The sequence below is a fragment of the Microbacterium aquimaris genome, assembly GCF_039531285.1.
Taxonomy (GTDB): Bacteria; Actinomycetota; Actinomycetes; order Actinomycetales; family Microbacteriaceae; genus Microbacterium; species Microbacterium aquimaris.
The window spans coordinates 703,634-730,197 of sequence record NZ_BAAAPT010000002.1; the positions used below are offsets into that span (position 1 = coordinate 703,634).

24 protein-coding genes and 1 tRNA gene are annotated in these 26,564 nt (G+C 70.7%); 13 read left to right on the forward strand and 12 right to left on the reverse strand.

What is annotated here, in order from left to right:
• Positions 1-2 precede the first annotated feature (2 nt).
• From ABD204_RS12975 to ABD204_RS13010, 8 genes are all read left to right on the forward strand, one after another.
• The gene (locus ABD204_RS12975) at positions 3-971 is read left to right on the forward strand and encodes an FAD:protein FMN transferase (protein ID WP_206697365.1); all 969 of its coding nucleotides are present in this window, start codon (positions 3-5) and stop codon (positions 969-971) included.
• The gene (locus ABD204_RS12980) at positions 971-1,582 is read left to right on the forward strand and encodes a ferric reductase-like transmembrane domain-containing protein (protein ID WP_194424483.1); all 612 of its coding nucleotides are present in this window, start codon (positions 971-973) and stop codon (positions 1,580-1,582) included. The genes ABD204_RS12975 and ABD204_RS12980 overlap by 1 nt, the downstream gene beginning before the upstream one ends.
• A complete protein-coding gene (locus ABD204_RS12985; RefSeq protein ID WP_194424482.1) occupies positions 1,579-2,805 on the forward strand; it encodes an NADH-ubiquinone oxidoreductase-F iron-sulfur binding region domain-containing protein in 1,227 nt (408 codons plus the stop codon). Before ABD204_RS12980 ends, ABD204_RS12985 begins: the two co-directional genes overlap by 4 nt.
• Positions 2,802-3,065, forward strand: coding sequence for a ferredoxin (locus tag ABD204_RS12990; protein WP_194424481.1), 264 nt, complete (start codon positions 2,802-2,804; stop codon positions 3,063-3,065). Before ABD204_RS12985 ends, ABD204_RS12990 begins: the two co-directional genes overlap by 4 nt.
• A 113-nt stretch (positions 3,066-3,178) precedes the next feature.
• A complete protein-coding gene (locus ABD204_RS12995) occupies positions 3,179-3,391 on the forward strand; it encodes a PLDc N-terminal domain-containing protein (RefSeq protein ID WP_194424480.1) in 213 nt (70 codons plus the stop codon).
• A 74-nt stretch (positions 3,392-3,465) separates the two neighbouring features.
• Entirely contained in the window at positions 3,466-4,905 is a 1,440-nt protein-coding gene (locus tag ABD204_RS13000) for a carboxylesterase/lipase family protein (protein WP_322597588.1), read from the forward strand.
• Positions 4,906-4,982: 77 nt separating this feature from the next.
• A tRNA-Leu gene (locus tag ABD204_RS13005) sits at positions 4,983-5,064 on the forward strand.
• A gap of 54 nt (positions 5,065-5,118) precedes the next feature.
• The gene (locus tag ABD204_RS13010) at positions 5,119-5,922 is read left to right on the forward strand and encodes a DedA family protein (protein ID WP_194424479.1); all 804 of its coding nucleotides are present in this window, start codon (positions 5,119-5,121) and stop codon (positions 5,920-5,922) included.
• Positions 5,923-6,060: 138 nt separating this feature from the next.
• Here the strand turns inward: ABD204_RS13010 and ku are convergent, their stop codons facing one another.
• Positions 6,061-6,963, reverse strand: coding sequence for a non-homologous end joining protein Ku (ku, locus tag ABD204_RS13015; protein ID WP_194424478.1), 903 nt, complete (start codon positions 6,961-6,963; stop codon positions 6,061-6,063).
• A gap of 92 nt (positions 6,964-7,055) precedes the next feature.
• On the opposite strand from ku, the gene ABD204_RS13020 reads away from it, so the two are divergent.
• Positions 7,056-9,626 carry an ATP-dependent DNA ligase gene (locus tag ABD204_RS13020; RefSeq protein ID WP_194424477.1) on the forward strand — a complete coding sequence of 857 codons (2,571 nt, stop codon included), beginning with the start codon at positions 7,056-7,058 and terminating at the stop codon, positions 9,624-9,626.
• Positions 9,627-9,702: 76 nt separating this feature from the next.
• On the opposite strand, the gene ABD204_RS13025 is transcribed toward ABD204_RS13020, so the two are convergent.
• From ABD204_RS13025 to murI, 4 genes are all read right to left on the reverse strand, one after another.
• On the reverse strand, positions 9,703-10,611 hold the full coding sequence (locus ABD204_RS13025; protein WP_194424476.1) for a cation diffusion facilitator family transporter: 909 nt from the start codon (positions 10,609-10,611) through the stop codon (positions 9,703-9,705).
• A gap of 89 nt (positions 10,612-10,700) precedes the next feature.
• Positions 10,701-11,315 carry an RdgB/HAM1 family non-canonical purine NTP pyrophosphatase gene (gene rdgB / locus ABD204_RS13030; RefSeq protein WP_194424475.1) on the reverse strand — a complete coding sequence of 205 codons (615 nt, stop codon included), beginning with the start codon at positions 11,313-11,315 and terminating at the stop codon, positions 10,701-10,703.
• 17 nt (positions 11,316-11,332) lie between these two features.
• Positions 11,333-12,082: a ribonuclease PH gene (gene rph / locus ABD204_RS13035; protein WP_194424474.1), complete on the reverse strand. Its 750-nt coding sequence runs from the start codon at positions 12,080-12,082 to the stop codon at positions 11,333-11,335.
• A complete protein-coding gene (gene murI / locus ABD204_RS13040) occupies positions 12,079-12,930 on the reverse strand; it encodes a glutamate racemase (RefSeq protein WP_194424473.1) in 852 nt (283 codons plus the stop codon). The genes rph and murI overlap by 4 nt, the downstream gene beginning before the upstream one ends.
• 57 nt (positions 12,931-12,987) lie before the next feature.
• On the opposite strand from murI, the gene ABD204_RS13045 reads away from it, so the two are divergent.
• Positions 12,988-14,319, forward strand: coding sequence for a nicotinate phosphoribosyltransferase (locus tag ABD204_RS13045; RefSeq protein ID WP_194424472.1), 1,332 nt, complete (start codon positions 12,988-12,990; stop codon positions 14,317-14,319).
• Positions 14,320-14,343: 24 nt separating this feature from the next.
• Here ABD204_RS13045 and ABD204_RS13050 read toward each other — a convergent pair whose 3' ends face one another.
• The 3 genes from ABD204_RS13050 to ABD204_RS13060 are packed head-to-tail and all read right to left on the reverse strand — an operon-like array spanning position 14,344 to position 17,720.
• Positions 14,344-14,610 (reverse strand): DUF3039 domain-containing protein, encoded by a 267-nt coding sequence (locus ABD204_RS13050; RefSeq protein ID WP_194424471.1) that lies wholly within the window; start codon positions 14,608-14,610, stop codon positions 14,344-14,346.
• 51 nt (positions 14,611-14,661) lie between these two features.
• Positions 14,662-16,227 (reverse strand): hypothetical protein, encoded by a 1,566-nt coding sequence (locus tag ABD204_RS13055; RefSeq protein ID WP_194424470.1) that lies wholly within the window; start codon positions 16,225-16,227, stop codon positions 14,662-14,664.
• Positions 16,203-17,720 carry an ABC transporter ATP-binding protein gene (locus tag ABD204_RS13060; protein ID WP_322597587.1) on the reverse strand — a complete coding sequence of 506 codons (1,518 nt, stop codon included), beginning with the start codon at positions 17,718-17,720 and terminating at the stop codon, positions 16,203-16,205. Before ABD204_RS13060 ends, ABD204_RS13055 begins: the two co-directional genes overlap by 25 nt.
• A 448-nt stretch (positions 17,721-18,168) precedes the next feature.
• On the opposite strand from ABD204_RS13060, the gene ABD204_RS13065 reads away from it, so the two are divergent.
• Positions 18,169-18,861 (forward strand): phosphocholine cytidylyltransferase family protein, encoded by a 693-nt coding sequence (locus ABD204_RS13065; protein WP_194424469.1) that lies wholly within the window; start codon positions 18,169-18,171, stop codon positions 18,859-18,861.
• Between the two features lie 91 nt (positions 18,862-18,952).
• The gene (locus tag ABD204_RS13070) at positions 18,953-19,888 is read left to right on the forward strand and encodes a hypothetical protein (RefSeq protein ID WP_194424468.1); all 936 of its coding nucleotides are present in this window, start codon (positions 18,953-18,955) and stop codon (positions 19,886-19,888) included.
• Between the two features lie 16 nt (positions 19,889-19,904).
• On the opposite strand, the gene ABD204_RS13075 is transcribed toward ABD204_RS13070, so the two are convergent.
• The gene (locus tag ABD204_RS13075; RefSeq protein WP_194424467.1) at positions 19,905-21,167 is read right to left on the reverse strand and encodes a CDP-glycerol glycerophosphotransferase family protein; all 1,263 of its coding nucleotides are present in this window, start codon (positions 21,165-21,167) and stop codon (positions 19,905-19,907) included.
• A 108-nt stretch (positions 21,168-21,275) separates the two neighbouring features.
• Here ABD204_RS13075 and ABD204_RS13080 point away from each other — a divergent pair, with 108 nt between their 5' ends.
• Positions 21,276-22,301, forward strand: a complete 1,026-nt coding sequence (locus ABD204_RS13080; RefSeq protein WP_194424995.1) for a glycosyltransferase family 2 protein — start codon at positions 21,276-21,278, stop codon at positions 22,299-22,301.
• Positions 22,302-22,331: 30 nt separating this feature from the next.
• Here ABD204_RS13080 and ABD204_RS13085 read toward each other — a convergent pair whose 3' ends face one another.
• Genes ABD204_RS13085 through ABD204_RS13095 form a run of 3 tightly spaced genes read right to left on the reverse strand, consistent with a single transcriptional unit; the run spans position 22,332 to position 26,557 of the window.
• A complete protein-coding gene (locus ABD204_RS13085) occupies positions 22,332-23,795 on the reverse strand; it encodes a CDP-glycerol glycerophosphotransferase family protein (protein ID WP_194424466.1) in 1,464 nt (487 codons plus the stop codon).
• A complete protein-coding gene (locus ABD204_RS13090; protein ID WP_194424465.1) occupies positions 23,792-25,069 on the reverse strand; it encodes a CDP-glycerol glycerophosphotransferase family protein in 1,278 nt (425 codons plus the stop codon). The genes ABD204_RS13085 and ABD204_RS13090 overlap by 4 nt, the downstream gene beginning before the upstream one ends.
• A 51-nt stretch (positions 25,070-25,120) precedes the next feature.
• Positions 25,121-26,557, reverse strand: coding sequence for a S1C family serine protease (locus tag ABD204_RS13095; RefSeq protein WP_194424464.1), 1,437 nt, complete (start codon positions 26,555-26,557; stop codon positions 25,121-25,123).
• Between the last annotated feature and the right edge of the window lie 7 nt (positions 26,558-26,564).

The window sequence follows — 26,564 nt, forward strand, 5'->3', positions numbered from 1 at the left end:
CCGTGACCGGTGAGACCGCCACCCGGGACTGGACCGTCTGGGGTACCGACGCGCGTCTGGTGCTCGCAGGACCGGACGCGCACGACCCGACGCGGATGCGTCGAGCCGCGGCGCTCGTCGACGACCTGCTCGCCGAGATCGACCTCGCGTGCAGCCGCTTCCGCAGCGACTCCGAACTCAACCGACTGCACGCGTCCCTGCCCACCGGTGCCGAGGTGAGCCCTCTGCTCGCCGCCCTCGTCCGCGCCGCCCTCGACGCCGCAGCCCTCACCGAGGGCCGGGTCGACCCCACGCTGCGCTACGCGATGGACGCGGTCGGCTACGACCGGGACATCGACCTGATCGAAGACGACGGTGGCCTCATCCGCGCGGTCCTCTCACCCCGGCCCGGGTGGCGAAGCGTCGGCCTGCGCGGACACACCCTCCAGGTTCCCGCCCATCTCGCCCTCGACCTCGGCGCGACGGCGAAGGCGGTGGCGAGTGATCGGGCCGCAGCACTCGTGCACGCCGAGCTCGGCGACAGCGTCCTCGTCAGCCTCGGTGGCGACATCTCCACATCCGGCGCGGCCCCGGCCGCCGGCTGGAACGTCACCGTGCGCGACATGCCCGGCGATCCGGCCGCACGAGTCGCCCTCGGACCCGGCCGCGGCCTGGCGACCTCCAGCACCCAGAAGCGTCGCTGGCACCGTGCCGGTCTCACCCGGCACCACATCCTCGATCCGCGGACCGGCACCCCCGCCGACCCGGTCTGGCGCACCGTCACCGTGGCCGCACGCACGTGCGTGCGCGCCAACAGTTTCAGCACCGGCGCGATCGTCGCCGGAGACGCCGCCCCGGAGTGGCTCGGTAGGCACGGCGTTCCGGCACGCCTGGTCCGGCAAGACGGAGCGGTCGTCTTCACCGGCGACTGGCCGCGGGATGCCGAGCTCGGTTGCGACGCCGAGACCGCCGATCTCGGGAGCGCCGCCTGATGGACGAAGCACTCTGGGCCGTCGGCCGTGCCACCGGCATCGTCGGGCTCGGCCTGTTCACGCTGTCGGTGGTGCTGGGCATCTTGACCCGTGCCGGACGACCGGCGTTCGGGCTTCCACGCTTCGCCGTGACACTCGTCCACCGCAACGCATCGATCCTGGCGACCGTGTTCATCCTCATCCACATCGTGACGTTGCTGTTCGACCCGTACGCGCAGCTCGAGCTCATCGATCTCGTCGTGCCGTTCCTCGGCGAGTACAGCCCGTTCTGGCTGGGCCTGGGAACAGTGGGATTCGATCTGCTGCTGGCGATCATGGTCACGGGGCTCCTGCGCAATCGCATCGGACGCCGCACGTTCCGGATCGTCCACTGGAGCACCTACGCGCTGTGGCCGATCGCCCTCGCCCACGCCCTGGGCACCGGGACCGATGCCGCCGCCCCCGCATTCCTCGTCTTCGCCGCCATCTGCACCGCCGCCGTGGTCGCCGCGGTGGTGTGGCGGCTCACTCCGCGGTTCACGCGTCCCGACGTCGCCGCCACCGACCCCACCGTTCCGTCCGCACCCGCACCGCACCGCGCGGCGCCGCCCACGATCGGAGTCCGCCCATGACCGCGACGCTCACCTCCCGCGGCATCACCGTCCCCGCAGCGCCGACCGGCGCATCCCGTCTGCTCTCGGCCCCCGGCCCCTCGCGGGCCGAACACCTCGCCACCCACGGCCCGCTCCCCGACATCGCCAAGACGTCGCTCGTCACCGAGCTTGAGGCCTCGGGTCTCGGTGGCCGCGGCGGCGCGGCATTCCCCACGTGGCGCAAGCTCACCGCGATCGACCCGCGCAGCGATCGACCCGTCGTGATCGCGAACGGCGCCGAGGGTGAACCGTTGAGCGTCAAGGATGCGACCCTCCTGACACGGGCACCGCACCTGGTCCTCGACGGACTGATGACCCTCGCCCGCACGCTCGATGCGGCAGAGGTCCACCTCGCCTCCGGCCCCCGACAGCTGGCGTCCGTGCGGGCCGCGATCGCCGAGCGCACCGACGCGCGCGAGGTGCGCCTGCACGAAACCGCCGACACCTTCATCTCAGGCGAGGCCTCCGCCCTGGTCAACTCCCTGCGCGGCGGCCGCGCCGTGCCAACCGACCGCACCGTCCGCCTGACCGATGCCGGCCTGAGGGGTCGTCCGACCCTCGTACAGAACGTCGAGACCCTCGCCCACGTCGCCCTGGTCGCCCGGTGGGGTGCGGAATGGTTCCGCACCGTCGGCACGGCGGACGAGCCGGGGACCCGTCTGCTGTCGATCACCGCCGAGCACGGCACGCGCGTCGTGGAGGCCGCCGGCGGGATACCGATACGTCGCGCCCTGGAGGTGGCGGGCATCGACCCGGACCGGGTCGCCGCGACGCTCGTGGGCGGCTACCACGGTGCCTGGGTACCCGGCGATCGGCTCGACACGGCTCTCAGCCGGACCGCCCTCGCCCCCTTCGGCGCCTCACCCGGCGCCGGCATCCTCCTCGCGATCCCGCCGGAAGAGTGCCCGCTGGACACTGCGGCACGCATCGCGACATACCTCGCCTCGCAGTCCGCGAGACAGTGCGGGCCGTGCCTGAACGGCCTGCCCCGGATGGCCGAGACACTCACCGATCTCGCCACCGGCCGCGCCGACGGGTACACCGAGACCGAGATCCACCGCCTCAGCGCGCTCGTGGCGGGACGCGGATCGTGCCACCACCCCGACGGCACCGCACGATTCGTGCTGAGCACGCTGCAGGCCTTCTCCGCCGAGGTCGCCGACCATCTCGGCGGGCGATGCGGAAGGAGGATCCACCCATGACGCAATCGCTGCACATCGACTGGACCGCCTGCCGAGGCCGCGGGCTGTGCACCGAACTGCTCGACAGCCTCGACCGCGACGAGTGGGGGTACCCGTTGGCCGCCGACGGCACGGGATCTGACGTCCCGGTGGCACGACGCGACCTCGCTGCGGCCCGCGAAGCCGTCGCACTGTGCCCCCTGCAAGCGCTGTCGTTGCGCCGCCGGGCGGATACCGATCCCGCCGCAGCGCCCCGACAGACCCACCGCTCGGCGCGGTGAGCCCGCGTCGCCAGGGTGACACGGGACCGAGGACGGTGCGGTCCGGTGCGAGTGCGGGGCTGGTGCGCGAGGGGCGGTCGGGCGAGAATGGACCCGACCGCGAAAGGACCACCATGCGCGCCTCCACCAAGGACCTCTCCCCCGTCGCCCGACTCTGCCTCGGTCTCCTCGGCGTCGTACAGGTCGCGTTCGCCTTCCTCGCGTTCTGGGACCTCGCCCACCGCGACCGCCGGAGCGTCGTCGGCCCCAAGCCTGTCTGGGTGCCGGTGATCCTCGTCAACTGGATCGGGACGGCGAGCTACTTCCTGTTCGGCATCCGCCGCTGAGCCACTTCCCGACGCCCCCAGGTCGTGCGCCCGTCCGGGGATCGAGACCTCGGGCGCTCGATAGCCTGGGTGCCGTGACGGACCCGATCGCCGACGCCCGAGACCGCCCGCTCGCCGATACCACCGCCGGACGGGTGCGAGGCATCACGGGCGACGATGGAATCCGCCGTTTCCTCGGCATCCCGTACGCCAAACCCCCGTTCGGTGCGCGGCGCTTCGGCGTCCCCGAGCCCGTCGACCCCTGGGACGGCGAGCGCGAAGCGACAGAGTTCGGCCCGACCGCGCCGCAGAATCCGTACCGCGGGCATCTCGCGACCTTCATCGATGTGCCGATCGTCTCCGGCGAGGACATCCTCACCGTCAACGTCTGGACGCCCGCCGACGCGCAGGACGCGCCTGTCGTGCTGTGGCTCCACGGCGGGGGTCTCGAGCGCGGTGCCGCCTCGCAGGAGGGCTACGACGGGTCCACCTTCGCCCGTGACGGGATCGTGTTCGTCTCGGCCAACTACCGGCTGGGCGCCGAGGGCTTCAGCGTGCTCGACGACGCGCCCCGCAACCTCGGTCTGCGCGATGCCGCCGCGGCGCTCGCGTGGGTGGAGCGCGAGATCACCGCGTTCGGCGGCGACCCCTCCCGCATCACCCTCATGGGCGAGTCGGCCGGCGGTGCCCTGGTCGCGGCCCTCGCGGCCAGGGCCGACACCCGCCGGATGATCACCGGCGCCATCATCCAGTCCGCGCCGCTGGAGGTCGCGCCGGTGAAGAAGGCCCGCCGCGCCTCGGACGCGATCGCCCGCGCGCTCAGCGTGGACACCACCCGCGCCGGGTTCTCCTCCATCGCCCCACGCGAGCTGTCGCGCACCCGCGCGCAGATCGTGGGCGAGTCGACACTGCTCGACGGGCCCGCAGGTTTCGCCCTGGTCCTCGACGAGGAGACCCTTCCCGGGTCCCCCATCGAACTCCTCCGGGATGCGGGGGTCCCGCTGCTCATCGGCACGAATACGGAGGAGTACCGGCTCTGGCTGAGCCCGGAGACGGTCGCCGGCATCTCGCGCGCGAAGTCCGCGACCATCCGGCGCCTTCTCGGAGTGTCCGGGCGGGCGACCCGCGCGATCCGCGCGGCGTTCCCCGGAGCATCGCCGGGGGAGGTCCTCGGCCAAGCGGTCACGGACCTTATGCTGCGTGGTCCCGCCACCCGGGTGGCGGCCTCGCGCGCCTGCGCCACCTACGTGTACGAATTCGCATGGCCGAGCCCGGTCGGCGGCCTCGGCGCCGCGCACGCGGTCGAGATCGCGTTCGCGTTCGGCCGCCTCGACAGCGACGACGCCGTGCGCCTGAACGGCTCCGACGCGCCTGCGACGCTCGCGCTGCAGATGCACGAGGCGTGGGTGTCGTTCATCCGCGACGGCGATCCGGGCTGGCCGCCGTACGCGCACGAGCGCACCACGAAGGTCTGGGATCTCCCCGACACGGTCGGCCCGCAACGACGTACGGGCATCGTCGACGCGCTGATGTGACGGGAGTCTTCCGCCGTGGATGCGGGGGTCATCCCCCACAGGAGTCGTTCACCGCGGTCAGTAGACTTGACCCACCCGCGGGAGTGGTGAAATCGGTAGACACGCAGGATTTAGGTTCCTGTGCCTTCGGGCGTGTGGGTTCAAGTCCCACCTTCCGCACGCGAGCATCCTTCGCACATCCCTGACCGACGCCGTTCCGACGACGGGAACCTCTTGCATCCCCAGCCGACCGCATTGATCCCCTTCCTCGACCCCGCCGCCATCATCGACGCCGCCGGGCCGTGGGCACTCCTGGTGGTGTGCGGGATCGTCTTCGCCGAGACCGGTCTGCTCGTCGGGTTCCTCCTCCCCGGTGACACCCTGCTGATCATGGCGGGGCTGCTGTCGAACCCGGTCGCGCACCCGCCACACGGTGTGTTCGGGGTGAACGTCTGGATCGTCGGCCTGCTGATCGGACTCGCCGCGTTCCTCGGCGGCGAGGTCGGTTACCTCATCGGGCACAAGGCCGGCCCGAAAATCTTCGAACGCAAGGAGTCCGGCTTCTTCAGCGTCAAGAACGTCGAACGCACCAACGCCTTCTTCGAACGCTTCGGCGGACTCACGATCATCCTGGCCCGCTTCGTGCCCATCGTGCGCACCTTCGCACCCGTCGCCGCCGGTGTCGGGCACATGCACCGGTGGACGTACACGCTCTACAACTTCATCGGCGCGCTCCTGTGGGGCTTCGGACTGACCGTCTTCGGCTACGGCGTGAGCCTCATCCCGGGCGTCGGCGACTTCGTCGCCGAGTACATCGACGTCATCCTGCTGGTCGCCGTGCTCGCCACGGTCGCCTTCGTCGCCACCCACTACATCCAGCAGCGACGCAAGGCACAGCGCGCCGCGGCCGCCGGCGAAGACGTCGTCACCGACGAGGACGAAGCCCGCCACCTGGTACTCGACCATGACGTCTTCGAGCATCCCGAGCGCCACGGCGAAAGCGCCCGCCACCGGCCCGACGACCCCGCCGAGCGCTGACCCGCTCAGCCCCGCCGCCTCGACCAACCGCCCCGAGCGCGCCCTTTCCTGGCGAAACCGCCCTTTCCTGCCGCGACGAAAGGGGCGGGTGGGCGTGAAAGGGGTGGGTCGGCGCGAAAGGGTCGGCGGCGGGCGGTGTCAGGACGCCTTGGCGGAGGACTTCTTCTTCTTCGACGATGCGCGGGAGGGGTGACCGTCAGATCCCTCCTCCGCGTCTTCGGCCGGGTCGGCACCGGAGGCCTTCGCTGAGCGGGCCGCGCGGGATTTCTCCACACTCGCGCGCAACGCCTCCATGAGGTCGATCACCTCTCCACCGGACGCCACCTCCTCGCTCTCACCGAACGTCTCGGCGGTGTCGACCGCGTCGCCCCGCTCGAGCTTCGCGTCGATGAGGGTCCGCAGCTCCGCCTGATACTCGTCTTCGAACTCCTCCGGATCGAAGTCGGCGGCGAAGCTGTCGACGAGCGCCGCCGACATCTCCAGCTCCTTCGCCGAGATCTTCACCGACTCGTCCAGCGCCGGGAACGACGCCTCGCGCACCTCGTCCGCCCACAGCAGCGTCTGCAGAACCAACACCTCCCCGCGCACCCGTAGCGCCGCCAGACGCGTCTTCTGCCGCAAAGAGAAGCGCACGATTGCGGTGCGATCGGTCTGCTCGAGCGTCTTGCGCAACAGCACATACGCCTTCGGTGACGACGAATCGGGCTCGAGGTAGTACGCCTTGTCGAGCGTCAACAGGTCGACCTGGTCGCTCGGGACGAATTCGACGACGTCGATCTCGCGGCTCTTCTCACTCGGAAGCGAGCGCAGGTCCTCCTTGGTGAGGATGACCGTCTTCTCACCGTCGGAGTAGGCCCGGTCGATGTCGGCGTAGGGGACCACCTCACCGTCGATTTCGCAGATGCGCTGGTATCGGATGCGCCCGCCGTCCTTGTCGTGCACCTGGTGGAGGGGCACATCGTGGTCTTCGGTCGCCGAATACACCTTCACCGGTACGTTCACCAGGCCGAAGGTCAGGGCACCTTTCCAGATCGCTCTCACCCCGCCAGTACACACCGTCCCCGCCCGCGCATGCCACCCCTTGCGCTCCGGACGATCAGCCCCACACCGCCCGGGGCCACTAGCCTGAGGCCATGGCCGGGTCGGAGCAGCTGGTGCGCATCGACGGGCGCCGACTACGCGTCACCAACCTCGACAAGGTGCTCTTTCCCGCGACCGGCACCACCAAAGGCGAGGTCATCGACTACTACACCCGCATCGCGGGCGTGCTCCTCCCCCACGTCTCCGGCCGTCCGATCACCCGAAAACGGTGGCCCGACGGGGTGGGGACGGAGGCGGATCCGGCGATGTCCTTCTTCGCAAAGGACCTCGAGCCGGGCGCACCCTCGTGGCTGCGGCGCCTGCCGATCCCGCACTCGGGCGGGCCGAAGGACTACCCGCTCGCCTCCGACGTGCCCACCCTCGTCTATCTCGCGCAGGTCGCGAGCCTCGAGCTACACGTCCCGCAGTGGCGCTTCGGTCGCGACGGCCAGCGCGGGAACCCCGATCGCATCGTGTTGGATCTCGACCCGGGCCCCGGTGTGGGCCTGCCGGAGTGCGCAGAGGTCGCACGGCACGCCAAGAACATCCTCGATGGCATGGGTCTGGAGGCGTTCCCGGTCACCAGCGGGAGCAAGGGCATCCATGTGTATGCGCACCTGGACGGGACGTGGACGAGCGAGCAGGTCTCGACGGTCGCACGCGAGCTCGCCCGCGCGATCGAAGCCGACCATCCCGGCCTGGCGGTGAGCCAGATGGCCAAGTCCGAACGCACCGGCAGGGTGTTCATCGACTGGAGTCAGAACAACGCCGCCAAGACCACCATCGCCCCGTACTCGCTGCGGGGCCGCGCACGACCGACCGTCGCCGCGCCCCGGACCTGGGACGAGCTCGACGACCCCGCCCTCGCCCACCTCACCTTCGACGCCGTCCTCGCACGGGTGGCCGAGCACGGCGACCCCCTGGCAGCCCTCGACCCGCCGCCGGCCGACGGGCCGCTCACCGCCTACATCGCCAAGCGCACGGCGACGCGGACCCCCGAACCGGTGCCGGAGCATCCCACCGGCGAGAGCCCCGACCCCGATGCCCTCCCTCGGTTCGTCATCCAGGAGCACCACGCATCGCGACTGCACTGGGACGTGCGCCTCGAACACGACGGAGTCCTGGTCAGCTGGGCGGTCCCCCGCGGCGTCCCGCACAGTCACACCCGCAACAACCTCGCGGTGATGACCGAGGACCACCCTGTGAGCTACCTCGACTTCGAGGGGGTCATCCCGAAGGGGCAGTACGGCGCCGGCACCATGACGGTGTGGGACACCGGCCACTACGAGCTGGAGAAGTGGCGGGACGACGAGGTGATCTTCACCGCCCGCGGCCGCGAGGACGGCCCCCTCGGCGAAGTGCGTCTGGCGCTCATCCGCACCGAGGGCGACGGGGAGAAGTCGTCGTGGCTGTTGCACCGCATGAAGACGGACGCCGCCGGCCGCCCCCAGGCCGAGGGCGCCCCCGTCGAGCGCTCGGACCACGGCTTCCTCACCACAGCTGCAGATCCACCCCCAGCCGATGTCCCCGCGTCGTCGCCCGAAGCGGCAACGCCCCCCGCCGGCGCGCCCGCGGAGCCCATCTCCGCCACAGCGGCCCACACAGCGGAGGCCCTGCCCAGGGCCGTGGGCGGGGCGGGGGCCCTGCGGCCGATGCTCGCGGTGAGCGCCACCGTCGGCATCGCCCGCCGGGCGGCCGGGCGATGGGCCACCGACGCGGATGGCGCGGCGTGGGCGGAGTTGAAGTGGGACGGCATCCGGGCCGTCGGGGTGTGGGACGGCAGCTCGCTCGTCCTGCGCGCCCGCAGCGGGAGGGACATCACCGCGACGTACCCCGATCTCACGGACACGCCCCTCGACCTCGGGGCGCTGCCGGCCGTGTTGGACGGCGAGATCGTCGCCCTCGACGACTCCGGCCGGCCCAGTTTCCCCCTGTTGCAGAACCGCATGAATCTCGCCGATCCGCGGGAGATCGCACGGGAGGCCCCCCGCACGCCGGTGCAGTGGTACCTCTACGACGTGCTGTCGATCGACGGGCGGGATGTCGCCGCTCTGCCCCTGTCGGCGCGCCGAGAGTTGCTCCAGAGCATCGCCGGCGACACCGCCGCGCCGGTGCGGGTCCCGCCGGTCTTCGACGACGTGGATGCGGCACTGGCCGCCGCGGAGCGCTTCGCCCTCGAGGGTGTGGTGGTGAAGGATCCGTCCTCACCGTATCGACGGGGCGAGCGGACCGAGTCATGGCTGAAGGTCAAACTCACGCGCATGCAGGATGTCGTCATCGGCGGCATCCGCCCCGGCAAGGGCGGGCGGGGTGGCCGGATCGGATCACTCCTGGTCGGCATCCCCGACGCCGACGGGTTGCGCTACGCCGGACGCGTCGGGACCGGGTTCTCTGATGCGACCCTCACCCGGCTCGAGAAGGCTCTGCTCCCCCGCCGCACCGAGGCCAATCCGTTCGTCGGCGTCCCCGACACCGACACCCGCGACGCGCTCTGGGTCACCCCCGACCTCGTCGGCGAGGTGGAGTTCGCCGAGTTCACCCCGGGAGGGATCCTGCGTCACGCCCGGTGGCGAGGACTACGCCCCGACACGTCCCCGGACGAGGTCCGACGCGAAGACGGCTGACCTCGTCCGGACTTGCGGATGCGCACACACCCTTCGACCACCGCGGAGCCTCCCCGGGGGCGTGGTCCGGTCTCGATCAGGCGTGCGTGTCGTGCTCGACATGGTCGGCAGGTTCGAGCTGGAAGGTCGAGTGCTCGACGTCGAAGTGATCGGCCAGGCACGACTGGAGGGACGCGAGGATGACGGGCCCACGCCCATCGCGCAGGCACTGCCGGTCGACCACGACATGCGCGCTGAACACCGGTGCACCGCGGGTGAGTTGCCACACGTGCACGTCGTGGACGGCCACGACCCCCGGTGTCGCCACGATGTGCTCACGGATCTCGGTGACGTGGATGCCCTTCGGCGCCGCCTCGCTCAACACCGACGCGACCTCGCGCAGCAGGGCGATCGCACGCGGGATGATGAGAGCGGCGATCGCGAGCGAAGCCAGCGCATCGGCGCCGGTCCATCCCGTCACGATGATGACCACGGCGGCGACGATGACCATCGCCGACCCGATGAGGTCGCCGAGGACCTCGAGGTACGCGCCCCGGACGTTGATGCTGCGCCGCTGCGCCGAGCTGAGCAGCCACATCGCCACGGCGTTCGCGACGAGTCCGATCACGGCGACCACCAGCATGAGCCCGCCGGCGACCTCGTGATCTCCCCCGGCCACCAGCCGAAAGACGCCTTCGACGGCGATCCACACCGACAGCACGATGAGGATGACACCGTTCGCGAGCGCACCGAACACCTCGGCGCGTTGGTAGCCGAACGTGCGACGGTCGTTCGCGGGCCGGGCGGCCACGACACTTGCGACGAGGGCGATGACCAGTGCCGCGGTGTCGGCGAACATGTGGCCGGCGTCGGCCAACAAGGCGAGCGACCCGGTGAGCGCGGCCCCCACGATCTGCACGATCATCACCGATGCGGTGATGATCAACGACACCGTCAGCAGTCGCCTGTTGCCGGCGCCTCGGACGCCGGGGGCATGGTCGTGCATCCCCCCAGGCTAGGCCGCGACCGCCTCCGGTGACCGCCCTCGGTCGAACTCGGGAACGAGTGTGATTCTCAGTGCTCGCGCCGCCGCGATCAGACCTCGGCGAGCAACGGCAGCAGCGCGGCGAACGCACGCGAGCGGTGGGAGGCGGCGTTCTTCTCCGCGGCGCTCCACTGCGACACCGTCCGCTCTGCCGCGGGATCCTGCCCGTCCGGGATGAAGATCGGGTCATACCCGAAGCCGCCGACCCCGGCGGGCTCGGTCGCGAGGCGCCCCGGCCAGACGCCGGCCACCGTCTGCTCCGCACCGTCTCGACCGGGACGGACCAGCGCGATGGTCGACACGAACCGGGCGCTCCGGTGTGGGTCGGCGACGTCGGCGAGCTGGTCCAGCAGCAGTTCGAGGTTCGCGACGGCATCCTTGCGATGCCCGGCCCAATACGCCGAGAAGACCCCGGGTGCCCCCCCGAGGACGTCGACGCAGATGCCGCTGTCGTCGGCGAGGGCCGGGAGACCGGTGTGGGCGCTCGCGGCACGGGCTTTGATCAGGGCGTTTTCGGCGAAGGTCACGCCGTCTTCGACCGGCTCCGGTCCGTCATAGCCGACGACCTCGAGGTCCGGGCGTGCCGCGGCGACGATCGCCTGGAACTCCTCGACCTTGTGCGGGTTGTGCGTGGCCAGCACGATGCGGCGCGTCGTCTCGGTCATGCCCTTCGCCCCCTGTCTCAGCGGGGCTGTCCGGCGCCGTCGAGCACGGCCACCTGCCGGTCGCGCAGGTCGGCGCAGCCGGCGACCCCGAGCTCGAGCAACTGGTCGAGCTCGCGCTTGTCGAACGGCGCTCCCTCGGCGGTTCCCTGCACCTCGACGAACAGGCCGCGGCCGGTGACGACGACGTTCATGTCGGTCTCGGCACGCACGTCTTCGACGTAGGCCAGGTCGAGCATGGGTGTGCCGTCGATGATGCCCACCGAGACGGCGGAGACCGAGTCGAACAGCACCTTCGACTTCTGTCCGATGAACTTCTTGTCACGTCCCCATTCGATCGCGTCGGCGAGCGCGACGTAGGCCCCGGTGATCGCCGCCGTGCGCGTGCCGCCGTCGGCCTGCAACACGTCGCAGTCGATGACGATGGTGTTCTCCCCGAGCGCCTTGGTGTCGACGACGGCGCGCAGTGCCCGGCCGATCAGGCGGGAGATCTCGTGCGTACGACCGCCGATCTTGCCCTTGACGCTCTCACGGTTGTTGCGCTCGTTGGTCGCGCGCGGCAGCATCGCGTACTCGGCGGTCACCCACCCCTTGCCCTTTCCGATCAGCCAACGCGGCACACCGTTGGTGAACGACGCCGTGCACAGCACCTTGGTGCCCCCGAACGAAATGAGGGCCGATCCTTCTGCCTGCGACGACCAGCCGCGTTCGATCGTGACGGGGCGCAGTTCGTCGACGGTGCGACCGTCGGCACGGGTGATGTCGGTCATGAGCGGGGATCCTCCTCGGATGCGTTGGCTCGGTGGGGAAGGTCGATGGCACCGGTCTGCACGAGACGCACATCCCGCACCTCGCGACCCATCAGGCGGTGGGCGAGGTCGACGAACTCGTCGGCGGATGAGCCGGTCGCCTCGTAGACATGGGTGGCGACCGCATCCGGGCCGGCCAGGAGGTCACGACCCACCAGTTGCCGGTAGACGTCTTTGGCCGTCTCGGTGTCGCTGGAGACCAGTGACACGTCGGGGCCCATCACGTAGCTGATGGCGCCCTCGAGGAATGGATAGTGCGTGCAGCCCAGAACGAGGGTGTCGACGCCGGCGTGGCGGAGGGGCGACAGGTATTCCTCGGCCACGGCGAGCACCTCGGGCGTGTCGGTGACGCCGCGCTCGACGAACTCGACGAACCGCGGGCACGCCTGTGCGAACACCGTCAGACGTTCGTTGACCTCGAGCATGTCCTGGTACGCGCCGGACGCGATCGTGCCGGATGTCCCGATCACACCGATCCGGCCACTGCGGGTCGTCGACATCGCCGTGCGCACAGCGGGGCCGATGACCTCCACCACGGGGACGTCGTAGCGCTCCCGCGCGTCTCGCAGCATCGCCGCCGACGCGGTGTTGCACGCGATCACGAGCATCTTCACGCCCTGTTCGACCAGTCCGTCGAGGATCTCGAGGGCGTATCGGCGCACGTCGGCGATGGGTTTCGGACCGTAGGGCGAGCGCGCGGTGTCGCCGATGTAGACGATCGATTCCCGCGGCAGCATCGCCGAGACGGCGCGGGCCACGGTCAGTCCGCCCACGCCGGAGTCGAAGATCCCGATCGGCGCGTCATCCACGATCGCCCAGCCTACCGGTCGCGCAGACGTCCGCCCCGGCGTGGCTAGGCTGGCGACATGAGTGCCCCCGACAGCACCGCCTTGCTCACCGACCGCTACGAGCTGACGATGCTCGATGCCGCCTTGCGCGACGGTACCGCGCACCGCCGCTGTGTGTTCGAGGTGTTCGGCAGACGCCTGGCCGGTGGGCGCCGATTCGGCGTCGTGGCAGGCACCGGCCGCCTCCTCCAGCTCATCGAGGACTTCCGCTTCGGAGACGACGAGCTGCGATACCTGCGCGATGAGCGGATCGTCGACGCGGAGACCGTGCGCTGGCTCGAGGGATACTCCTTCGCCGGGTCGGTGACCGGCTACCGCGAGGGCGAGCTCTACTTCCCGGGCTCGCCCGTCCTGACGGTGGAGGGCACGTTCGCCGAGGCGGTCATCCTCGAGACCCTCGCCCTGTCGGTGCTCAACCACGACTCCGCCGTCGCGACGGCCGCTGCGCGCATGAGCATCGCCGCCGGGTCCCGTCCGCTCGCCGAGATGGGCTCGCGCCGCGCGGGCGAACGCTCCGCGGTCGCCGCCGCGCGCGCCGCGCACATCGCCGGATTCGGTGCCACCAGCAACCTGCGGGCCGGCGCCGAGTGGGGGGTTCCGACGATGGGGACCGCCGCGCACTCGTGGACGCTCCTGCATGACAGCGAGGAAGACGCCTTCCGCGCACAGATCGACGCGCTGGGGACGGCGACGACGCTGCTCATCGACACCTACGACATCCCCACCGGTGTCGACACGGCCATCCGTGTCGCCGGCACCGGGCTCGGCGGTGTCCGCATCGACTCGGGCGATCTGCCGACCGTCGCCGCGCAGGTGCGCCGTCAGCTCGACGCCCTGGGGGCGACCCGGACGCGCATCACGGTCACCAGCGATCTCGACGAGTTCGCCATCGCGGCACTCGCCGCCAGTCCCGTGGACGCCTACGGCGTCGGCACGTCCGTGGTCACCGGGTCGGGCACCCCCACCGCGGGCATGGTCTACAAGCTCGTCGCCCGACAGGACGCCGCCGGTGGATGGGTCCCCGTCGCGAAGACCTCGACCGCGAAGGGCTCACAAGGCGGTCGCAAGGCGGCGTTCCGCACGCTGGCCGACGGTGTGGCCACCTCCGAGCTCATCGCCGTCAGTGACGGGTTCGACGAGCTCGACACCGCCGTGGAGCACCCCGGCTCGCGCGCGCTCCAGACGACGTTGATCGATCACGGCCGGCCCGACACCGCCGCCCTCGGCGACGCCGGCGTGGCGGCCGCCCGCGAACACCACATGCGCGTGCGGGAGGAACTCCCGCTGGCCGCGCGGGCGCTCAGCCGTTCCGACCCGGCTCTGCCGACGGTCTACGTCGACGCCGCGTGAGCGTACCGGAGATCGTCGCCGGACTCAGCCGTTGAGGCTCTCGTAGATCTCTTTGCACTGCGGGCAGACGGGGAACTTCTCCGGGTCGCGGCCCGGCGTCCACTTCTTGCCGCACAGGGCGCGGACCGGCTTGCCGGTGATCGCCGACTCGAGGATCTTGTCCTTCTTGACGTAGTGCGAGAACCGCTCGTGATCGCCCGGCTCGACACTCTCCTCTTTGATGAGTTCTTCAAGCTCGCGGTCCAGTGTCGCCAGACCGCCCTGGTCCGGACTGTCGAGAGGGGTGCTCATGGTGAGAGATTCTACCGCCGCCGCGCGCACGCCGGGGCTATGGTCTCGGGCTCAACTCGCCTCGGCGAATTCCATGATGCGACTGCCGCGTCGACGGAACACCCCGCCACCGATCCCGACGCCCAGGGCGAGAACCACGACGCCGACACCGATCCCCGCCCACAGCGCGAGCTCGGCCGATGCCACATCGCCATCCAGGGCGAGCCAGGCCCACCACAGCACCGGCGCGCTCAGCGCGATCGTGCCGAGCATCACGAACGACTGCGACAGTGCGCCGCTCGCACCGGTGCGCTGCGGCTGCTGGAACGGGCTGTCGCCGGGACGCGAGACCGGGTAGGGGCTGACCACCGATGAGATGCTCGACAGCCCCAACCCGCACAGGAACAGCGAGACGCACACGCCGACCATGGCGGGCAGCATCGCCCAGCGCCCGTGAAACGACACCGCGATGGGGATCCCGATCGCCAGCAACGGCACACCCAGCAGCACGACCGGGACCAGCCGGCCGATCCGGTCGGCCGCCCCGTGCAATCCGCTGGCGATGTGCATCCACACCGCCGTGGAGTCGTAGGCGAGATCGTTGTGGGGAAGCCATCCCAGGAACAGGGCGATGATCGGCACCGGCACGAGCGCCACGAGATGCGCCGGCACGCCGGCCAGCAGGAGCGGGATGAGCACGATCGCCGCCGCCACGGGGATGACGACGACGTTGACGATGTGGCGCGGATCGCGCAGCCAGTAGACCAGGCTGCGCGCGGCGACGGCGCCCGTGGGGGTGCCGGGGGTGACGTTGAACCACCCCAGCCCGCCACGTTCCTTCACCGACACCGGTCGCTCGGTGGTGGACAGGATGCGTGTGACCAGACCCACCCACGCGGCGCCCAACGCCAGCGGGGTGCCGACCGCGACGAGGGTGGTGAGCGCCACCGATTCACCGCTGAGGACGACGCCGGGCAGCGCCCACGCGGCTCCGAACGGCGTGAACGAAAGCACGCGCACGGCCTCCATGAGCTGAACCGGGACGGTGCCCTCCCATTCGAGCGAGGCGAGGAAGACCACGACGGGGACGACGACGACGAGGATGCCGACGGCGAGCACGCTCGACAGTTCACGCGAGCGCCGCTCCCGCAGGAACATCGAGGTCAGGGCCATGGCGACACGGGCCAAGAGCACACACGTCACGACGATGAGCCCCACCGAGAACACACCGATCCACATGGGTGCCTCCAGCGACCCCCACACGATCGCCGTCGTCACCGCCAGAGCGAGCACGGCCAAGACCGGGACCGAGAGCATGCCGGCCACGGCGAGGACCCCCGACAGGGGACGGGGGGCCAGCCCGAGCACGCCGAAACGACGCGGATCCAGCGGGTCGGCCGACCCGGTCACGACGGGGGCGAGCGCGAACCCGAGCGTGATGGCCGCGCCGCCCATGATCGCCACCGCGGCGAACGCCTCCGGGGTCGCCTCGTCCAACGTCACCAGGGCCCAGCAGCCGGCCGCGACGGCTGCGGCGAGCAGGACGAGGCCGACGGCGGTACGGATGGTGTGTCGGGGCTCGCCGCGCAGGGCGCCGAGCATCATCGCGAGCCTCAGTCGGAGAATGTGTGCAGCCACTCCAGGCCTTCCACGTCGCTCAGGCCGCCGGCGAGCTCGACGAACCGCTGTTCGAGGGTCAGTTCGCCACGCACCTCGTCGATCGTCCCCTCGGCGAGCACCTGACCGGCGACGATCACCGCCACACGACTGCAGACGCGTTCGACCAGATCCATGCCGTGGCTGGAGAGGATGACGGTCCCGCCGTGCTCCACGTAGGTGCCGAGGATGTCGAGGATGACCGAACTGGAGACGGGGTCGACCGACTCGAACGGCTCGTCGAGCACGAGCACGCGGGGCGAGTGGATGAGGGCCCCGGCGAGCATCACCTTCTTCGACATCCCCACCGAGTAGTCCGACACCACCCGACCGAGGGCGTCGGTGAGGTCGAACGCCCGGGCAAGGTCGGCCGTGCGCGACTCGACCACCGACGGCGACAGGCCGCGCAGGACGCCGTAGTAGTAGAGCAGCTGGCGCCCCGTCAGGCGGTCGAAGGTCCGCAGCCGATCGGGGAGCACACCCATCATGCTCTTGGCATGCACCGGGTCGCTGATCGCGTCGACGCCGTTCACACTGATCGCCCCGCGGTCCGGTTGCAGCAGACCCGCGATCATCGACAGCGTGGTGGTCTTGCCCGCGCCGTTCGGGCCGACCAGCCCGTAGAACGTGCCGGCGGGCACGGTGAGGTCGATGCCGTCCACCGCCCGCGTCTGCCCGAACACCTTCGTCACGCCTCGCAGCGCGAGAGCCGAATCGGCCGCGGGCTCGTCGTCGGCGAGCACCGACGCGACGATGTCGGTCACGGCTGCCGCGCCGGAGGCGTCGTCGACGCCGGTGGGTTCGTCCGGGTCGATGGCATCCGGATCGGTGGGGAGGTCCGCGTCGGTGGACTCGTCGATACCGCCTGCGGCGGCGTCCCCCGGGTCGGTGACCTCGAGAAGGGTGTCTGCGACGGGAGCGGTGTCCTCTTCGGGAGCGGTGTCCTCCCCGGGAGCAGGGTCCTCCTCGGGAGCAGGGTCTTCCCCGAGAGCGGCGCCGTCTTCGAGAGCGGCGCCGTCTTCGAGAGCGGCGCCGTCTTCGACGGCAGCAGTGCCTTCCTCGGGAGAGCCTGCCGCCTCGGGAATCGCGTCGTCCTGGACCGTCGGCTCGTCATGGAGGACGGTGTCGTCTGAGGCGGCACGGACGGTGTCGTCCTCGTCCTCGAGGTCCTCGTCGTCGTCCCCGTCATCGACGACGTCGGCGAGCGGGGTGGGTTCGTCATCGACCAGCAGGTGCTCGTCCCCGTCACCGTCGGCGAGCGGCAGGTCGTCCGCGTCGAGATCTTCGAGATCCCGTTCATCGCCGGCGTCGATGTCGACCGGCCCCTCGTCCGAGGATTCGCGTGGCGTGGCCTTCTCGCCGTCTACGGGATCGCCGTCCGTGACGTCCCCGTCGTCCGGGAGATCGTGGGCCTCGAGATCCCCGTCGTCGGAGCCCGGGACCGAGGGCGGAAGCGGCGGGCGGGGCGGGATCACGAGGTCATCCAGGCGAACGGCTTCGGCCCGGCGCACGGGGGATGCAGGCGCCTGAGCGAGATCGTGCGGAAGCGGCGGGGGCGGACCGGGATCCGCCGGGGCCGCCACGTCGTCGGGAAGAGGTGGCTTCGGCGGAAGGGAGATGACCGCTCCGCTCTCGCGCGCGCCCGCCCCACGAACGCCGTTGTGCGGCGTATTGGAATCCCCCGGTATGGGCAGCGATGCTGTCACCGATCCAAGGTACCAATCCCGCTGGACACGCCTGTAGCCCACCGCCCCACGTTCAGAGGATTCGCACCGCACACGCATCCCCACCGATATATCACGAATCGGCAACGCCGCCCGGGGACTCTGTCTGTTCCCAGACGATCTCGCTACCATTCACAAAGCACAACGGGGTGTCGCGTCGGTGAACCGACGGTGAACCAACACTCCAGGAGACTTAATCGTGACGACTCAGATCGTGATCCTCGCGGCCGGCATGGGCTCGCGCCTCGGCCGTAGCCTGCCCAAACCGCTCACGCAGCTGTCCGACGGCCGCTCGATCATGCGCCAGCAGCACGACAACATCCGCGCCGCCTTCGGCTCCGACGCGCGCGTCACCACCGTCGTCGGCTACCGCGCCGAGACGATCGTGGAGGCCTTCCCCGAGGCCGACTACGTCTACAACGACAGCTACGACCAGACGAACACCTCCAAGAGCCTGCTGCGCGGCCTCAACAAGACCGGGCGTTCCGGTGTGCTCTGGATGAACGGAGACGTCGTCTTCGACCCGCGGGTCCTGGGCCGAGCCCTCGCGCACATCGACGCAGACCGTTCGTTCGTGACGGTCAACACCTCCAAGGTCAGCGACGAAGAGGTCAAGTACACCGTGACCGCCGACGGCCACATCGACGAGCTGTCCAAGACCGTCCGCGGCGGAATCGGCGAAGCGGTGGGCATCAACTACATCTCCTCGCGCGACAAGAAGGCGTTCATGCGTCAATTGCAGCGCGTCGACGACCAGGACTACTTCGAGCGCGGCCTCGAACTCGCCATCGCCGAGGACGGCCTGCGCGTCGCGCCGCTGGACATCTCCGACCTGTACGCCGTCGAGGTCGACTTCGCCGAAGACCTCGAGCGCGCCAACCTCTTCGTCTGATCCTCGGGCGCAGAAACGCCCCGACCGGGTTCCGACCCGCTCGGGGCGTTTCCGGCTTCATCCCAGGCCCGCCGCCTAGGATCGCGGTGATATGTCCGAGAAGGTGCACCGCATCCACTCCCTCCCCGACGACACCCCATGGGACGGCGGGATCCCCCCGGTGGGCTCCGAGGAGCACCCGGCGACGATCCGCGCCCTCGACCGCGTCCTGGCGATCCAACGCCCCGCGGTCCTCGCGCACCTGCGCAGCATCCGGCTTCGTCATCCCGACGCCGACCCCGTCCACATCATCCGGATGCTGGAGCGTCGGTACCTCGCCGCGGTGACCACCGGTGGAGCGGCCGTGGGCGCGACGGCCGTCATCCCCGGCATCGGAACCGGCGTCACCCTCGCCCTCAGCGGTGTCGAGACCGCCGGCTTCCTGGAGGCCACGGCACTCTTCGCACAATCGGTCGCCGAGGTCCACGGCATCCCGGTCGATGATCCCAACCGTGCCCGCGCGCTCGTGCTGACCCTCATGCTCGGTCAGGAGGGTGTCGACCTCGTCGCGCAGCTGGCCAACCAAGCCACCGGCAAGGGCCCCTCCCGCGACACCTACTGGGGCCAGATGGTCACGCAGACCCTTCCGCGTGCCGCCGTCGGGCCCCTGGTCGACCGGCTCAAGACCACCTTCATCCGCCAGTTCGCCGCCCGCGGTGGAGCCTCCTGGATCGGCAAAGCCCTTCCCTTCGGCATCGGCGCCGCCGTCGGCGGGGCGGGCAACAACATCCTCGGTCGCCGCGTACTCGTCAATTCACGTCGGGCGTTCCCGGAGGCCCCCTACACGTTGCCCGCGCAGCTGGAACCGCCGCCCGGCGCGACGCGACTGGAATACCGGGCCGGCCGCCGCATCCGTCGGGTCGGCGACGCCATCACCGGCGGCACCGCCCGAGGCGCCGCCGGCGTGCGCGGCGCCTTGACCCGCAAGAAGGGGTCGCGCGAGATCGAAACCGGCCCGCACGAGAGCGAGACCACCGCGCCCGGCTGATCCCGGACGGACCCGGTCACGCGTCGAGCTCGGCCTCTTCGCCGTCGTGGTCTTCGTCGTCCTGACGATCCCATCGGTTCCACTCGTCCATGAGGTGATCGACGGCGGCATGGAAACGCGCGGTCGCCGCCCCCGGAGACGTGTCTCCGAAGTAGTGGCGCACCCATTGCTCGAGTCGGGCGACCGCCTCGGGATCGGCGAGCACGCGATCGGTCTGTTCGACGATGTGCGAGGCAAGGCCGGCATCCAACCACTCGCACGCCGACAGATAGCCGTGGGTGTCGACCACGGCCTCCGGGTCGACGGGGCGTGTCACCAACAGCGGCTTGTCGGCGGCGAGACGGTCGTAGACCATGGCCGAGATGTCCACCACGGCGACATCCGCGGCCGCGAGCTGCCAGCCCACTTCGGGCCCGTCGTCGTAGACGTGTTGGGCCGACGGGTCGGCGTCGTTCGCCTCGGCGAGCGCGGCGATGATGCGACGGTTCGCCGCTCCGTACTCCGCGTCGACCACTCCGGATCGCGGGTGCGGGCGGTAGACGACGCGGTGGCGACCGGTCTGCAGCAACGCCTTGACGAGGGCCTCGCCGTGCGTGCGCACGGACCCGTAGTGGGCCGACGGGCGGTCGCCCTCCCATGTGGGTGCGTACAGCACGACGGTGCGCTCATCGGGTGTGTAGGGCGTCGCGCCGGAGTAGTGGTCGGCCTGCGGTCGACCGATCTCGATCGTGCGGGCCTCCAGGTCGTAGTCCCACAGCACCCTCGAGAGGCGTTCACGCGCGGCGTCCCCGGCCACGAAGGCGTAGTCGTAGGCCTTGAACTGGTTGGTGGTCATGTACATCTTGTCGGACTCGCCGTGGTTGATGAAGACATGCCAGCGGCGGCCGTACCGGAACATCTGGAAGTTCCGGGTGTTCTGGTTGACGTAGAGGACGACCCGGATGTCCTGATCGGCGACGAACTGCTCGAGCTGACGGACCGTCGGGACGAAAGCCACCGGCAAGGCGCCATCGGCCAGCAACGCCGACGCACCGGTGACCGCACGACTGAGCACGACGACCGGCCACGTCTGTGCCAGTTTCGCCAGCGGCTTGTACCACTGCCGCATCTGATACATGTTCACGTCGCCGTCGGCGAAGTACACCGCCACACGGTAGTGCCGGGACGGGTGGTGCGGTTGCGCCGCGACCCGCCGCTTGACGTCCCGCACCGCACGCCGTTGGTCGACGGCCTTGCGGAGCAGAGCGACCGCCTTGCGCGCGTCCGTCACCACACTCACCCTCCCAGCCTACCCAGCCGCCCATGACATGATCGTCGGGTGCATGTCCACCAGCCCGGGCGCGAGGACGCGCCGGAGGTCTCGGACACCACCGGCGTGACCTTCGTCATGCCCGTCCTCAACGAGCGGGCCTACCTCCGTCGCGCCGTCGAATCCGTGCTCGCGCAGCAGCTGCCCGGGCCGCTGGAGCTCATCCTCGCCCTGGCCCCGTCCTCCGACGGCACCGAAGCCGTCGCCGCGGAGCTCGCTGCGGAAGATCCCCGTGTGCGCCTGGTCCACAACCCGGCCGCCGACATCCCCGTGGGGTTGAACCTCGCGATCCGCGCCGGCGCCCACCCGATCGTCGTGCGCGTGGACGCCCACTCCGAACTCGACCCCGGATACACCGTGCGCGCCCTGGCGACCCTGCGACGCGTCGGTGCCGCCAACGTCGGCGGCGTCATGCGCGCCGACGGCCGGACGCCTTTCCAACGCGCCGTGGCCCGCGCCTACAACTCCCCCATCGGCCTCGGGGGCGGGGCGTACCACGTCGGAGCCCGCGAGGGGGAGGCCGAGTCCGCCTACCTCGGGGTGATGCGGCGTGACGTCCTCGAAGAGGTCGGCCTGTTCGACGAGAGCATCCGACGCGGTGAGGACTGGGAGTTGAACCTCCGCATCCGCCAGGCCGGCCACGTGGTGTGGTTCGACCCGGAGCTCGCCGTCACCTACTGGCCACGCGACAGCTGGACGCGCCTGGTCCGTCAGTTCTTCGCCACGGGCCGCTGGCGCGGAGAACTCGTCCGCCGCTACGGACGCACCAACTCGGTGCGCTTCTTCGCGCCCCCCGCTCTGGTGGCCGTGCTGGGCGCGGCCACCGTGGTCGGCCTGTTGCAGGTGACCCGCGTGCTCACCGGGGTGTGGGCGTGGCTGGCGGCGGTGGTGTACCTGCCGATCATCGCCTACGCGATGCTCGTCGGCGGCGTCGCGGCCGGTCGCGGCGGGGGAACCGGCTGGCGCGACAAACTGTGGACGCTCGCGGTGCTTCCCACCATGCACGTGGCGTGGGGCGCCGGATTCCTCGTCGGCACCGTGCGCGGAGCCGACGACACCGTCGACACCTCACGTCTGGACGGGCGCAACACGCCCCTGCCCTGATCGGGGTCGTCGTCGCCGACCGCGGCGAGCTCAGCCGGCGTCGACGAACCCCTGATCGAGGATGCGATCGACGACACGTTCGGCGGCGTGTCCGTCGTCGCGGGCGTTGAAGGTCTGTCGCCACACCGCATAGCGGTCGGCGTACACATCGGCGTCATCGCGTGACAACGCCGCCACGAGCTCCTCCTGTGAGCGCACGAGCGGACCGGGGGCCCGGTCGGCCAGGTCGAAGTAGAAGCCTCTCAGCTCCCCGCGGTAGCGCTCGAGATCGGGGACGAGGAAGTACATCGGCTTGCCGGTCACGCTGAAATCGAACATGACCGAGGAGTAGTCGGTGATGAGCGCGTCGGCCGCCAGCAGCAGCCGCGAGGTGTCCGGGAAACCGGTCACATCGACCACCCGCGGCCCCTCGGCATCGCGCCCCGGCTGGAGCGTGCGCGAATGGCCGCGCACGAGCACGACGGCACCGGTCGCGGCGGCCAGCGCGGCGGGGTCGACGAAATCGACGATCTCGCGACGGTCGTCGCGCCAGGTCGGCGCGTACAGCAGCACACGCTCCCCCGCGCCGATGCCGAGGGCCTCGCGCGTGCCGTCGTCGTCGCCGTGGACCAGGACGTCGTTGCGCGGGTAGCCCTCCACCCACATCGGTCGGGTCAGGAAGGCGTAGGCCTTGCCGAGCACCTTCGCGGCATAGGGGTTCTGCGCGAGCAGCACGTTCCACCTACGAGACTCCTTGAGCACCGCCGCCATGCGTCGCGGGTCGAAGCCGGGCCGGTGCAGCGCAAGGCGCTTCAACGGGGTGCCGTGCCAGGTCTGCAACACGATCTGGCCACGCTCTCGGACGAACCGGCGTCGCAACCAGTCGTTGATCACCAGAAGCCGGCTGTGCCCGCGCGCGCGCCACCATTCCGGGCTCCCCTCGACGACCGGCACCGCCCCGTCCGGAACCGGCACCGAGAGGTCGACGACGCTCCAATACCGGGTGACACGCGGGGCGCGTCGCGCGAGCTCACGGTCGATGGCCAGCGGGTTGCAGCTGACGTTGCGACCGTAGAAACTCTCGAAGAACACCGCGTTCTCGAGACCGCCGGGCCGGGTGGCGTAGCGGCGTTCGAGCGCGTCCTGCCCCTCTCCGGAATCGTAGGCCGGATCGATCGGCGGACCGGCGGTCATCAGGCCCCCGGTCAGGTGGGCGCGCAGACCGCCGAGCTGGGTCAACGGCAGGTCCTCGATCGGAGCGGCCTCCTGCGGGTCCTGCGCGTCCGCCGCCGGCGTGATCTCGACGCGGTACTCGCCGCTCGGGATCGGCAGCACCGGCCCACCCCACCGCGACACGGTGAGCGGGAGGACCGCCCGCCACGTCTTGCCGCGGCCGGTCAGCCTCGCGCTGGTGCGAGCACGGCTGCCGGCGAGTTCGACGGCCCGAGGGCGCGGACCGGTTCCGGAGAGCACCAGCGTGGGGGCATCCCCTCCGTCGAAGCGGGCATGGATCATCGGGTTCCTTCCCTCGAACCGGAGTGCGGCTCGTCGGCGAGCGCGGTCAGAATGGCACGGTACACCCGGGCGGCGTTCCGGCCGTCGTGGAACGTGTGCACCCGCGCGTCGAGCTCTCGGGCACGTGCGAGGCGGCGCTCGCGCTCGGCCGGATCGGCGAACACTGCGTCGAGACGCCCGGCGGCCTCGATCCACGTGGTCGCGACATCGTCACCGGCGACGTCCCGATACGCCCCGTAGAACCCCCGCTCGCGGGCGTACCGCTCGAGGTCCGGCGCGAGGAAGATCACGGGGAGCGGCACGAGGGACGTGTCGAACACGAGCGAGGAATAGTCGGTGACGAGGGCGTCGAACGCGGGCAGCAACGGGGTGATCTCCGGGACGAGGTCGGAGCCCAGCATCCGCACCCGGCGGCCGGTGATCTCATCCGGTGGGGCGTACTCCCCCGCACCCAAGGGGTGCGAGCGGATGTACAGCACCGCATCATGCCGCTCCAACACCTCGGCGATGAGCCGCCACTCCCCCGTATCCGGGACAGCCGGGTCCGGCTCCCCGTCCCGCCACGTCGGGGCGTACAGCACGCGGTGCTGTACGCCGTCCCGGCCGCATGCCGCGGCGAGCGCGGCGAGGGCGGAGCCGCGCCGGTGGTCGGCCGTACCCGCCGAGAGCACATCGACGCGCGGCTCCCCCGTGACCGGAACCCGCTCATCGGCGAGGGCGAAGGCCGACTCGAGCCGCCCGCGGACCCGGTGGGAGGCCGCCGGGATCAGCCTGATGCGGCGGGTCGCCCCCCGGTACATGAACGCCAGCAGCGCACGGACCAGTCGGGACGCGGGGAGGATGCGGCTGCGGGTGGTGACGGGCGAGTCCAGACCGATGCGCTTGAGCGGGATACCGTGCCACAGCTGCACGATGAACGCCCCCGATACGGCGTAGCGGTGCACATCGCCGAACCCGTGGGTGACGACCACGACGCGCGCGCGGGCGGTGCGCCAGAACCCACGCGGCGAGTTCTTGCGCACCCACGGGATCCCGCGGCGGGTGGCTTCGGCCGCCTGCGCATCGTCGTCGACGAGCCATGTGGCGCGAGCGTCGAGATCCTCACCGGCGGCGTTCCACAGCGCCAAGGCCCCGTCGGTCACCCCGACCGCGCATCCGAACACCCACCGGTCCGCGGTACGCGGGATCACGAGGGTGGCCAGGCGACCGAGGCCGTACAACGGGATGCTCAGGAGCTTGCGCGCATTCCCCGCGCCGAACGAGAAGGACGCCACCCCGCGAGCCTATCGCGGGGTGGCGTCGGTGCCGCAGAAGCGGCCGGGGGGTCAGCCGAGCTCGCCGAGGGTGACCTCCACCGTCTGGGTCTGGCCGTCCCGGACGAAGGTCACGGTGGCGTCGCTACCGGCGGCGGCCGCGCGTACCTGCGCGGTCAGATCGGTGGCGTCGGTGATGGGCACGCCGTTGAACGCCGTGACGATGTCACCGGCCTGCAGGCCGACACCCTCGGCGGCGCCACCGGCGACGACCTCGGCGAGGTACGCACCGGAGATCGTGGCCCCCTCGACCGCGGCGGCCGGCATCACGCTGGCCCCCAGCAGACCGTGCGTGGCACCGCCCTCGGCGATGATCTCGTCGGTGATGCGCTGGACCACGTCGGAGGGGATGGAAAAGCCCACCCCGATCGAACCGGACTCCGCGGAGCTGCCGGCCGAGGCGATCGCGACGTTGATGCCGATCAGGTTCCCCTCGTCGTCGACGAGGGCCCCGCCGGAATTGCCGGGGTTGATCGCCGCGTCGGTCTGGATGACGGCGATCGAGATGGTCTCGGTCGCGGTGGTCTGCTGCCCCTCGTCACCGAAGTCGAAGTAGAACGGCGGGGTGCGGTCGTTGCCGTCGTCCTGTGTCTCGTCCTGCTCGATGTCGGGTGCGGCCGACGAGGCGATCTGGATGGACCGGTTGAGCGCACTGACGATGCCGGTGGTGACCGTGTTGGACAGTCCCAGCGGCGCTCCCACGGCGACCGTGGTGTCGCCGACGTTGAGATCCGCCGACGAGGCGAATTCGATCGGGGTGAGCCCCTCGGCGTCCTCCAGCTTGATGACGGCCAGATCGTAGATCGGATCGGTGCCGACGATCTCGGCGCTGTACACGCGGCCGTCCGAGGTGGTGACGCTGATCGACGCGTCGGCGGTGGCGCCGTCGAGCGTGACGACGTGGGTGTTGGTCACGACATAGCCGTCCTCGCTGAGCACGACGCCGGAACCGGTCCCGCCGGTGGTGTCGTTGTTCGCCGAGATGGTCACCACGCTCGGCACGACCTTCGCGGCGATCGCGGTGGTCTGGTTCACCGAGTCGGTGTCGTTGACGGTCACGGTGGACGGTCCGGCCACGGCGGTCTCACTCGTGGTCGAGAACAGGCTCGCCCCTGCATAGGCGCCGCCCAGTCCGGCGGCACCGCCGACGATCGCGGCGGCGATCATGATGCCGGCGACCTTGCCGGCGCCGACCTTCTGCTTCTTCGGCGACGTCGGCGCGTCCTGGATCGGGAGCGTCTGCTGGACCCCCGTGGGCGCAGCCGGTCCGAAGGCGTACTGTGCGTGCGACGCCTGCGGCTGCGGCGGGACCCCCGTGGCACGGGGAGGGTACCCCTCGCTGGCCGGCGTGGTCGGCAGCGGCGGCTGCGCGGGCGGCTGCCAGACGGCGCCTGCCTGCGGTTCCACGGGATTGCGGTCTTCGGGGCGCTCGCCCTGGTTCTCGGTCATTGCTGCT